Genomic DNA, 10,986 nt, shown 5'->3' on the forward strand with positions numbered 1-10,986 from the left:
TGTCTGATGCCCTGCTATCGCGGCCTCGCGCTGCTCGTGCGCTCCTACAGATCAAGTGCTTTGGCATTTAACCCACACAACTCACGCAGCAACTTGCCATCCAGATGGTTCTCCACCAGATCCGCCAGCCGCTCGATGTCCCGCTCGCGCAATGCGTGGTAATCCACTTGCTGCACGTCCTGCAAACCGGCCCAGCGCAGTAAGGCACTGCAGGCCTCCGGGGTTTCGAACAGGCCGTGCAGGTAGGTGCCAAAGATCTGCCCGTCGGCGCTTTGCGCTCCATCGCAGCGGTCGTCGTCCAATAGCACGGCCGGGTTTTCCAGCGCTGCGCCCGTGGTCACGCCAGCATGGATTTCATAGCCGCTGACCTGCACGCCTTCCAGAAGCAGACGCCCTTTCACGTTGCGCAACTGCTTCTCTTCTTCGAGCACCGTGCTCATCGCCAATAAACCAAGACCAGCGCTGGAACCGGGCGCGCCCTCCAGGCCCAGCGGGTCATGCAACTGCTCACCGAGCATCTGTAAACCGCCGCAGATCCCCAGTAGCTTGCCGCCATAACGCAGGTGCCGGGCGATGGCGCTATCCCAGCCATTGGCGCGCAAATAGGCCATGTCGCTGCGCACGCTTTTCGAGCCGGGCAGGATGATCAGATCCGCCGAAGGAATAGCCTGTCCCGGCCCGATAAATTGCAGATTGACCTGCGGATGCAGGCGCAGCGGATCGAAATCGGTGTGGTTGCTGATCCGCGGCAGAATCGGCACTACCACGTTGAGCACTTGCTCGACCTTGTCGGTCTGGCGCTGATCGAGACCGTCTTCGGCCTCCAGATGCAGGTCCATCACGTACGGGAGCACGCCGACCACCGGTTTGCCGGTCCGCGCTTCAAGCCAGTCCAGGCCCGGTTGCAGCAAGGCGATATCGCCACGAAAACGGTTGATGACGAAGCCTTTGACCCGCGCCTGCTCGCTGGGAGAAAGCAATTCCAGCGTGCCGACCAAGTGAGCAAACACGCCGCCGCGGTTGATATCGGCGATCAGCAGCACCGGGCAATCCACCGCTTCGGCGAAGCCCATGTTGGCGATGTCGTTGGCGCGCAGATTGATCTCGGCAGGCGAGCCAGCCCCTTCAACCATGATCACCGGATAGGTCTGCCCCAGCCGCTCGTGGGATTCCAAAACCGCCTTCATGGCGATCTCTTTGTAGCCGTGATAAGCCACCGCATTCATGGTGGTCACCGCATGGCCATGAATAATCACCTGCGCGCCGGTATCGCTGTTGGGCTTGAGCAAGACCGGATTCATGTCGGTATGCGGCTGCAGTCCGCAAGCCTGGGCCTGCACCGCCTGGGCACGGCCGATTTCGCCACCGTCCGCCGTCACCGCGCTGTTGAGCGCCATGTTCTGCGGTTTGAACGGCACCACGGCAACGCCCTGACGCGTCAGCCAGCGACACAGCGCCGTTACCAGCGTACTTTTGCCCGCGTCGGACGTGGTGCCCTGCACCATCAACGTAGTCATGGCTGCTCCTGGCTGGGCAGGCTTTGGTTGAATGCGAGCAGCGCCTCTTCCAGACGCTGCCAGTGGGCTTCAGTGTCCGGCAGACCGAAGCGCAGACTGCCATCGAGCGGGTTATCGCTGACGAACAAGCGCAACAGAATGCCGCGCCGGGCGCAGAACTCATGCAGCACCTCCGCATACGGGGTGATGACCCGTTGAAACAGCGCGCTGCCACCGCTTGGCTGAAGCCCGTGGCGCGTAAGGACCTGTACAAGCCGCTGACTGGCCTGATCAGTGCGGCTACGTTGCGCGAGGTGCCCCTGAACATCCTTCAGGCACGCTTCGCCGATAATTCGCGTGGGACCGCTGACGCTCCAAGGACCGATTTCCTGAGCCAGTGACTTGAGCAAACCCGGCTCAGCCAGTACAAATCCCAACCTCACACCAGCAAGCCCGAAGAACTTGCCAAACGAGCGCAGTACGATCAGACCCGCCAGGCCGGTGTGGGCCGCAAGGCTCAAGTCCGGCGTGTTGTCCATAAAGGCTTCATCGACCACCAGCCAGCCACCCCGCTCCGCCAGCCGTGCTTGCCACTTCAACAAGCGTTCCGGGGTGAGCATCAAGCCGGTTGGATTGTTCGGGTTAACCACTACCAGTACGTCGAGGCTGTCGAGGAAGTAATCCACTTCATGCTCAAGCACTTCGCGCACTAAAAAGCCCGCGCTGCGCCAGGCATGAGCGTGCTCGGCATAGCAAGGCGACAACACGCCGACCTTACCGGCACTGCGCAAACGCGGCAGGGCCTGAATCGCTGCCTGGGAACCGGCGACCGGTAACGCTCGCGCTGCGCCGTAATAAACACAGGCGGCTTGCTCCAGACCGTCATCGGCTTCAGGCAAACGATGCCAGGCGGCTGCCGGGATCGCCGGAATCGGAAACGCCCAGGGTGCAATGCCCGTGGACAGGTCCAGCCAGTCAGCTTCATCGATGCCGTATTGCCGGGCTGCCCTGCGTAGGCGACCGCCATGTTCAAGCATAAAATTCGGCTCCAATGCACAACACCAACAACCATAACCACACACCGCGCTGCACCAACTGCCAGCCGCGATCAATGGAATTAGCGTCAGCGGGCACACCTTCACCCAACTGCGGACGCTGATGCAGTTCGCCGTGATAAATCGCGGCACCGCCCAGTTCGACGCCCAGCGCACCCGCGCCAGCGGCCATCACCGGGCCGGCATTTGGGCTGTCCCAGGTCGGGCCTTGAGTGCGCCAGCAGCGCAGGGCCAGACGCGTTTTGCCTAGCAACGCGTAGGTCAGCGCCACCAGCCTTGCAGGAATGTAGTTGAGCACGTCGTCAATCTTTGCCGCCGCCCAGCCAAAACGCTCGAAACGCTCATTGCGATAACCCCACATGGCGTCCAGCGTATTGCTCAATCGGTACAAGACCACGCCCGGCGCCCCGGCAACCGCAAACCAGAACAACGCAGCAAACACCGCATCACTGCCGTTCTCCAGTACCGACTCAGTGGCGGCGCGGGCGACTTCGGTGGCGTCCAGCTCCGAGGTCTGGCGACTGACCAGATAGCCGACCCGACGGCGCGCCTCTTCAAGGTCGTCCGAGCGTAGCGCCTGAGCCACCGGCTCAACGTGCTCGCCCAGACTGCGTAAACCCAGTGCGCAATACAGCGCGATAATTTCCACTAGCCAACCGATGTAAGGCAGCCAACTCAACGCAGTCGCCAACAGGGTCAACGGGATGACCGCGATAAACCACGCCGTGACGCCATGGCTACGCCAGCCGCGACCGCCCGAATTGAAACGCTTCTCTATCCGGTCAGCGTAACGACCAAAGGCGACCAATGGATGAGCACGCTTCGGCTCGCCCAGCAACGCATCCAGCGCCACCCCGGCAACACTCAACAGCGCCACACTCATTGATCCGCTCCCCATTGGTTTTCAAACAGCATTTCGTTCAGCGGGCGCTCTTTGCCCCAGCCTTCCATGACCAGCATCGGCACCGGATAAAACTCGGTCACCGGCCCCAGACACAGAATCGCCAAAGGTTTCGCACCCTCGGGCATGCCCAGCAAGTCAGCCAAAGCTTGTGGTTCAAACAGAGAAACCCAGCCCATGCCCAGCCCTTCGGCACGCGCTGCCAGCCACATGTTCTGTATGGCGCAGGACAACGACGCCAGGTCCATCTCCGGCAATGTGCGACGGCCGAAAATGTATTTTTCGCGATCATCCATCAGCGCGGCAACGAGGACTTCTGCGCAATCGCTGATGCCTTCGACTTTAAGCTTCATGAAGTCATCGGCGCGTTCGCCCAAGGCCTCGGCGGTACGAATCCGCTCCGCCTCAACCTGCGCCTGAATGTTCGTACGCAACGCCCGGTCGGTGATGCGAATAAACCGCCAGGGCTGCATCAAGCCCACGCTGGGTGCCTGATGCGCCGCTTCGAGCAGACGTGTCAGCAACTCGGGCGCGACGCTGCCACCGCTGAAATGCCGCATGTCCCGTCGCTCGGCAATGGCGCGATAGACCGCAGCACGTTCTTCGGCGCTGTACGCGTGATCACTCATGGTTTGAAAAGCGCCGCAACCGCCTGGGGATTGGAAGGGAAATAGAAATGCACATAGGACGCCGTCATGCGCCCGTCGCGATAGACCGCCTCCGCGCCGCGCCCACCATTGGGGCTTAAACCACGGGCGATGGGCTGCAACTCGGTGCTGGTCAGCGAATGGTGATAAGTGTGGCCGCGTAGCTCGCCTTCGGGCAATGCGACGTTTTGTAGCGCCAGGGCTGCCAGACGTTTCTGCATCACGGCCTCGCCCTTCAGCAAGCCAACCAGCTCAACCCGCAGCCCGTCGACATCGGTCAAGGCATCAAGCAGATACAACATGCCGCCGCATTCGGCCAGCAACGGTTTGCCAGCCTGATGGTGTTCGCGGATCGCGGTCAGCATTGACGTGTTCTGGCTCAACGCGACGTGATGCAACTCTGGGTAACCACCCGGCAAATAGAGACTGTCCGCTTCAGGTAAAACGCTGTCGCGGATCGGCGAGAAGAACACCAGTTCTGCGCCCATCGCCCGCAGCAAATCCAGACTCGCGCCATAGGTGAAGGCGAAGGCTTCGTCATGGGCGATGGCGATGCGTACACCTTCAAGCAGTGGCTCGGCCGGAATAATATCCGGGGCGGCGAAGGTCACGGCGGGCGGCAAGGCCACTTCGCAGGTGCTGGCCAAGGCATCTGCGGCTGCGTCGAGGCGCAGGTCCAGATCATTCAGTTCGCTGGCCTGTACCAATCCGAGATGACGGCTCGGCAGTTCGATTCCGGTTTCACGAGACAGCGCGCCATACCAGCGCAGACCTTCGGTCAGGCTGCCTTCAAGCAATTGCGCATGACGCACGGTACCGACGCGGTTGGCCAACACACCCGCGAACGGCAGGTCTGGCTGATAGCGCGCCAGCCCCAGGGCCAATGCGCCAAAGGTCTGAGCCATGGCCGTACCGTCGATCACGCCCAATACGGGAACACCAAAATGACGAGCCAGATCAGCACTGGACGGCGTACCGTCAAACAGGCCCATCACGCCTTCAATCAGAATCAGATCAGCCTCGCCCGCAGCCTGCCACAACAGGCGACGGCTTTCATCAGCGCCCACCATCCAAAGGTCGAGCTGATAGACCGGCGCACCGCTGGCCCGCTCAAGAATCATGGGGTCGAGAAAGTCCGGCCCGCACTTGAACACCCGAACCTTGCGGCCCTGATTGCGATGCAGGCGAGCCAGTGCAGCGGTGACGGTGGTTTTGCCTTGGCCCGAAGCGGGCGCGGCGATTAGAACTGCCGGACAGTGGCGCGGCTCGCTCATGAAAGTATGCTCACAGCTCTATGCCTTTCTGGGCGCGAATGCCTGCCTGGAAGGCGTGCTTGACCACAGTAATTTCGGAAACCGTGTCAGCCATGTCGATCATTTCCGGCTTGGCGCCGCGACCAGTGACGATCACGTGCTGCATCGGCGGACGCGCCTGCAAGTCACTGAGCACTCGCTCGATGTCCAGGTAGCCGTGCTTGAGAGCAATATTCAGCTCATCCAGCACCACCAGACCAATGGCCGGATCACGGAGCATTTCCAGAGACACTTCCCAGGCGGCTTCGGCTGCGGCGATATCGCGCTGGCGGTCCTGGGTTTCCCAGGTGTAGCCCTCGCCCATCACGTGGTAACGAACCTGCTCGGGGAAACGCCGAAAGAAGAATTCTTCGCCGGTGCTGTTACTGCCCTTGATGAATTGCACGACGCCACATTGCATACCGTGACCCATCGCACGAGCGAGCATGCCGAAGGCGGAGCTGCTTTTGCCTTTGCCGTTGCCGGTCAACACCAGCAGCAAACCGCATTCGTTAGGGGCGCTGGCAATACGCTCATCCATGACGGCTTTCTTGCGCAGCATGCGCGCCAGATGGCGTTCGTCACGTTCAGGGGATTCGTTCATCTCAGCTCTCCGCTTGAGGGCACGCGAAAGCAGACGGAAGGCAAAGCAAAGACTGACAGCACGACCACAGGTCATGCGCAGAGCATCGCCCGCCGTGATGCTGTTGAATGGATCAGGCCGGTCTCCGGGCTCATGAGCGGGCGAACCCGGCTGCGCGCCTTCCCATGCTTGAGCACAGTGGCAGATTGCGCAGTTTTCACTCATTTACCGTTGCGGGGGCAGCGCCGGAATAGCTCGAAAAAAAGCAAACGCACCGGCTTCCCTGTTTCACTCAATCAGTCCGCAGACGTTGAGCACCTGAAACAAGCGCGCAGGTTAGAGCGTTGACCCGGGAGCGTCAATCAACACAGGGGTTGAACCTCAACAGAGTGAGGCCCTCTACCCCTTAATGCACCACTGCCCGTAACGGAGATCCACCATGTTCACGCTCAAACCGCACTACGCCGTCTTGCTCGTGCTTGCCGCTGGCCTCGCGGGCTGTGGCGAGTCCTCGACCTTGCAAGTCACCGACGGCACAGGGCCGGCTCCGAAGCTACCAGAGCCCAACAAGACCCTGATCCCGACCGTCAACATCGCACCGGCCGTCGGTTGGCCGCAGGGTGGCAAGCCTGTCGCGGCACCGGGCACCCAAGTCGCCGCCTTCGCTGAAAACCTTGATCACCCGCGCTGGCTGTACGTGCTTCCCAACGGCGATGTATTGGTCGCCGAAACCAATTCGCCGCCCAAGCCCGATGACGATCAAGGCGTTCGTGGCTGGGTCATGAAAAAAGTCATGGGCCGCGCCGGGGCCGGTGTACCCAGCCCCAACCGTATTACCCTCCTGCGAGACAAGGATCACGACGGCGTCGCAGAAACCCGCACGGCATTTCTGGAAAACCTCAACTCACCGTTCGGCATGACATTGGTCGGCAATACGCTCTATGTCGCCGACACCGACCGCCTGATCAGCTTTCCTTATAAGGATGGAGAAACCTCGATCAGCGCGCAGCCGACCAAGGTTGTCGATTTGCCAGGCGGTACGCTGAATCACCACTGGACCAAAAACGTCATCGCCAGCAAAGACGGCAGCAAGCTGTACGTCACCGTTGGCTCGAACAGTAACGTGGCGGAAAACGGCATGAAAGCCGAAGAAGGTCGGGCGGCAATCTGGGAAGTCGACCCGGTGAGCAAAACCCATCGCATCTTTGCCTCAGGCCTGCGCAACCCAAACGGCATGGACTGGGAGCCAACCACCGGCAAGTTGTGGACGGCAGTCAACGAGCGTGACGAAATCGGCAGCGACCTGGTACCTGATTACGTGACCTCGGTTCAGGACGGCGCTTTCTACGGCTGGCCGTACAGCTATTACGGGCAGCATGTGGACGAGCGCGTGAAACCACAAAATCCGGACCTGGTAGCCAAAGCAATCGCGCCTGACTTCGCGGTGGGCCCCCACACGGCTTCGTTAGGCCTGGTCTTCGCCGACGGCAAAACCTTACCCGCGCCGTTCAACGAAGGGATGTTCATTGGCCAACACGGCTCCTGGAACCGCAAGCCACACAGCGGCTACAAGGTGCTGTTCGTGCCGTTCAAAGATGGCAAACCAGCGGGCACGCCGATTGACCTGTTGAGCGGTTTTCTCAATGCCGATGAAAAAGCCCAAGGTCGTCCGGTCGGAGTGGTGAATGACCATCAGGGTGGTTTGCTGGTAGCCGATGATGTGGGTAACAAAATCTGGCGAGTGACGGGAGCGAAGACGCAGCAGGCTGGAGTGAAGCCTTGAAGGGCCTGCCTCCGGATTTGAGTTGAACCAATCGCGGGCAAGCCCGGCTCCCACATGAATCGCATTTCCCTGTGGGAGCCGGGCTTGCCCGCGATAAGGTCAACTTTATGCTGTAACGCGATGCATTTCGTCGCAGCTTGGTAACCGCGCTCAAGGCCAGTAGCGTTACTGATTCCGCGCCAGATTCGAAGGCTGAATCACTCGCTTGGCATCCAGATACGCCTTCTGCCAATAGGGCTTGTCGAGGCTGTCGAGCTTGACCGTGCCGCCCGTCGCAGGCGCATGCACGAAACGGCCTTCGCCGACGTAAATGCCCGCATGGCTAACCTGTGAGCCGCCACCCGTGGCAAAGAACACCAGATCGCCCGACTGCAACTGCTCGCGGCCTACACTCGGCGCACGCATCACAATCATGTCGCGGGTCGAACGTGGCAAGGCGATGCCCGCAGCGTCACGGTAAACGAAACCAATCAGACCGCTGCAATCGAAACCCGAATCAGGCGTGTTGCCGCCCCAACGATAAGGCGTTCCTACCAGTCCAAGGGCGCGGAACAAAACGTCTTCGGCAGCAGGGTTAGGGTTTTCGGCAGGAGCAACGATCACAGGACGCTGGACGACCCGTGGCTGAGGTGGCGGCGCACTGGCGCAAGCACCGAGCAACGCTGCAAGAGAGATGACCGCGAGGCGTAGCGTAATCGACATAAACACAACAACCCAATGTGGATGCGGCTTACTTTGCCGGAAGCCCGCAAAGCACAAGACAGGCTTATAGCCTGTCTTTGTACGGGACGCTAATTATTTGTGCTTACGCTTCTTGACCGCAGGAGTCTTGAGCGTCGTTGCAGTCATCGCGGTGGTCTGCGCTGGCGCAGTTGGCGATTCCATTGCCAGAGCACGCTTGGCTTCGATAAAGGTCTTGCTCCAGTACACATCGTCAAGACTGTCGACGCGCACGCCGCCACTGCGACGGCTGCTGGAGTGGATGAACTGATTGTCACCCAGGTAGATAGCGGCGTGGCTGACGCGACCGCGACCGGCAGTGCTGAAGAACAGCAGATCGCCAGGCTCAAGGTCGGTACGTTTAACCAGAGGCGCATCGATGTTGATCATTTCACGGGAAGAACGCGGCAGGCTCATGCCAGCCTCTTCACGGAACAGATAACCGATAAAACCGCTGCAATCAAAACCGGACTTGGTGGAGGTACCGCCGAAACGGTAACGGGTACCGATCAGGGATTTACCACGTTCAAGAATGCTGTCCGCCAAAACGGGCAGCTGGTAAGGCTTGTTGTCAGAGAAACGGGCCAGTTCAGCTTCAGTGGTCAATTCTTCCTGCAAAACCGAACGATCCGAACGGGCATTTACAGTTGGAGCGCTGACCGATCTGGCGGTTTGCTGCTGTACTTGCTGCTGTTGCGACACCGGTGAATTGGCGGCGCAACCTACGAGCAGGGTGACAAGTGCGAGAGGCACGAGGGGTGCGAAGCGAGCTAGCATGGGCACGACCGTGGCTGATAAATATTAAGAAGCCGCGACTATGCCCACTATCATTCTGATTTGCAAATTCAATCGAACTAAATGTGACTTACCAGTTCGCCCATGACATGTACTGCCCGGCAGGCAAAAAACGCGTCCATTTGTGACGTCTGATCGGTTGGCGTCAAATTTATTTGCGCCGTAAAACCGCCGCAAACCCTTGTTCTTATTACGGGTTCATGGATGTAGGGGAAGCTGGCGGTGGTGCCAATGCTCAGCACTGCATCAAAGCCTTTTGCCATCTCATCATAGAGCGTTTGCATCGCTTGCTCCGGCAACATCTCCTGAAACAAAACGACGGATGGTCGCATAACGCCACCACACAGCCGGCAAAGAGGCGGAAGAGGACGCTGCAGATGCGCACCCAACTCCGGATCCTCAGCACCACACGATTGGCAAAAAAGCGGCGCCAGTTGCCCGTGAATTTCGATCAGTCGTTCAGGCGGGCTGCCCGCAGCACGATGATAGCCATCGACATTTTGCGTCAGCACCCAACATTCCGGCTTTTTGCGCTGCAGGTCGGCAATGGCGTAATGCGCAGCATTGGGTTCACCACCCAGGCATGCCGTGGCCAGCTGCGCGATGTACTTCCAGCACAGCGCAGGATCGCGCCTTAGCATGGGGCCGGATAAAGCCATTTCGATAGGAATACCGTCGTCGGTTTCGCCGTTATACAAGCCACCGACGCCACGATAGGTCGGCAAGCCGGAATCGGCTGACAAGCCTGCACCGGTAATAATCAGAATTCGCTGGGCATGACGTAACGCCGAGGCGGTTTGTAGCAGCAACGCGGGGTCTACCACCCAAGCGTCTCTTTAAGGAAGGGAATGGTCAGCTTGCGCTGCGCCTGCAAGGAGGCCTGATCCAGAGTTTCCAGCAGATCAAACAGCGCGCTCATGCTGCGCGTGCCACGGGTCAGGATGAAATGCCCGACTTCGTCTGTGAGGTGTAAACCGCGACGTGAGGCACGCAGCTGTAAGGCACGCAGCTTGTCTTCGTCAGACAAGCCACGCATCTGGAACACCAGCGCCATGGTCAGACGTGATTTGAGATCGGGCAGTTTGACCGGCAATTCGCGCGGGGACTGCGAGGCTGCAATGAGCAGACGCCGACCGCTGTCGCGCAGACGATTGAATAGATGAAAGAGTGCCTCTTCCCATTCCGGCTTGCCGACGATGGCTTGCAGATCGTCAAGGCAGACCAGTTCGTACTGCTCAAGGTTGTCGAACAGTTCGACGCCTTCATCGATGACCTCGGCCAGCGGCAAGTAAACCGCCGGTTCTCCCATTTGCTCGAAGCGCAGACACGCGGCCTGCAACAAATGGGTACGCCCCACGCCATCCTTGCCCCATAGATAGATGAGGCTCTCGGTCCAGCCCGCCTCGGCTTCACACAGCCGCTCGACGTAGCCGAGTGCCGCAGCATTGGCGCCGGGATAGTAATTGATAAAGGTGGCGTCATCACGCAGACGCACACCCAGGGGCAGCTGAATAGGTTTCATGCTGGCTGAACGGTTCAAGTGAGCCGTTAGGGGCCTCTGTGTAAAGTGCGCAAAGTTTATACCCGTGAAGCTGGGGGCACAATGAGCCAGACCATAAGCAAAATCAAAGGTTTGCGTGATTCCGAGGTATTTCTGGACCATTGCGATACCCTGCGGGGGCAGGGCTTGCACGCGATAAGGCTGGACGCGGTT

Annotated in this window: 11 protein-coding genes and 1 riboswitch; of the genes, 1 reads left to right on the plus strand and 10 read right to left on the minus strand. The window is 59.8% G+C overall.

Features of this window, described 5'->3' with window-relative positions:
• Positions 1–44: 44 nt before the first annotated feature.
• The 6 genes from AUC60_RS21345 to cobO are packed head-to-tail and all read right to left on the minus strand — an operon-like array spanning position 45 to position 5,995.
• A complete protein-coding gene (locus tag AUC60_RS21345) occupies positions 45–1,517 on the minus strand; it encodes a cobyric acid synthase (RefSeq protein ID WP_087272354.1) in 1,473 nt (490 codons plus the stop codon).
• A complete protein-coding gene (gene cobD / locus AUC60_RS21350; RefSeq protein ID WP_087272357.1) occupies positions 1,514–2,533 on the minus strand; it encodes a threonine-phosphate decarboxylase CobD in 1,020 nt (339 codons plus the stop codon). The genes AUC60_RS21345 and cobD overlap by 4 nt, the downstream gene beginning before the upstream one ends.
• Complete coding sequence (gene cbiB, locus AUC60_RS21355) at positions 2,526–3,434, minus strand: adenosylcobinamide-phosphate synthase CbiB (protein ID WP_087272360.1); 909 nt, start codon at positions 3,432–3,434, stop codon at positions 2,526–2,528. Before cbiB ends, cobD begins: the two co-directional genes overlap by 8 nt.
• A complete protein-coding gene (gene bluB / locus AUC60_RS21360; protein WP_087272362.1) occupies positions 3,431–4,081 on the minus strand; it encodes a 5,6-dimethylbenzimidazole synthase in 651 nt (216 codons plus the stop codon). Before bluB ends, cbiB begins: the two co-directional genes overlap by 4 nt.
• Positions 4,078–5,373: a cobyrinic acid a,c-diamide synthase CobB gene (locus tag AUC60_RS21365; protein WP_087272366.1), complete on the minus strand. Its 1,296-nt coding sequence runs from the start codon at positions 5,371–5,373 to the stop codon at positions 4,078–4,080. Before AUC60_RS21365 ends, bluB begins: the two co-directional genes overlap by 4 nt.
• Positions 5,374–5,383: 10 nt before the next feature.
• Positions 5,384–5,995 (minus strand): cob(I)yrinic acid a,c-diamide adenosyltransferase, encoded by a 612-nt coding sequence (gene cobO / locus AUC60_RS21370; RefSeq protein ID WP_087272368.1) that lies wholly within the window; start codon positions 5,993–5,995, stop codon positions 5,384–5,386.
• A 98-nt stretch (positions 5,996–6,093) separates the two neighbouring features.
• Positions 6,094–6,311, minus strand: a riboswitch (cobalamin riboswitch).
• A gap of 102 nt (positions 6,312–6,413) precedes the next feature.
• Between cobO and AUC60_RS21375 the strand changes: the two genes are divergently transcribed.
• Positions 6,414–7,757: a PQQ-dependent sugar dehydrogenase gene (locus AUC60_RS21375; RefSeq protein ID WP_087272371.1), complete on the plus strand. Its 1,344-nt coding sequence runs from the start codon at positions 6,414–6,416 to the stop codon at positions 7,755–7,757.
• Between the two features lie 165 nt (positions 7,758–7,922).
• On the opposite strand, the gene AUC60_RS21380 is transcribed toward AUC60_RS21375, so the two are convergent.
• From AUC60_RS21380 to hda, 4 genes are all read right to left on the minus strand, one after another.
• The gene (locus AUC60_RS21380; protein ID WP_087272374.1) at positions 7,923–8,459 is read right to left on the minus strand and encodes a C40 family peptidase; all 537 of its coding nucleotides are present in this window, start codon (positions 8,457–8,459) and stop codon (positions 7,923–7,925) included.
• A 93-nt stretch (positions 8,460–8,552) separates the two neighbouring features.
• Positions 8,553–9,254 (minus strand): C40 family peptidase, encoded by a 702-nt coding sequence (locus AUC60_RS21385; protein ID WP_087272377.1) that lies wholly within the window; start codon positions 9,252–9,254, stop codon positions 8,553–8,555.
• A gap of 77 nt (positions 9,255–9,331) precedes the next feature.
• Positions 9,332–10,096 carry an NAD-dependent deacylase gene (locus tag AUC60_RS21390; RefSeq protein WP_167384386.1) on the minus strand — a complete coding sequence of 255 codons (765 nt, stop codon included), beginning with the start codon at positions 10,094–10,096 and terminating at the stop codon, positions 9,332–9,334.
• On the minus strand, positions 10,090–10,794 hold the full coding sequence (gene hda, locus AUC60_RS21395; RefSeq protein ID WP_027902380.1) for a DnaA regulatory inactivator Hda: 705 nt from the start codon (positions 10,792–10,794) through the stop codon (positions 10,090–10,092). Before hda ends, AUC60_RS21390 begins: the two co-directional genes overlap by 7 nt.
• Positions 10,795–10,986: the final 192 nt, after the last annotated feature.

It is taken from the genome of Pseudomonas caspiana (genome assembly GCF_002158995.1).
In the GTDB taxonomy this organism is placed as follows: Bacteria; Pseudomonadota; Gammaproteobacteria; order Pseudomonadales; family Pseudomonadaceae; genus Aquipseudomonas; species Aquipseudomonas caspiana.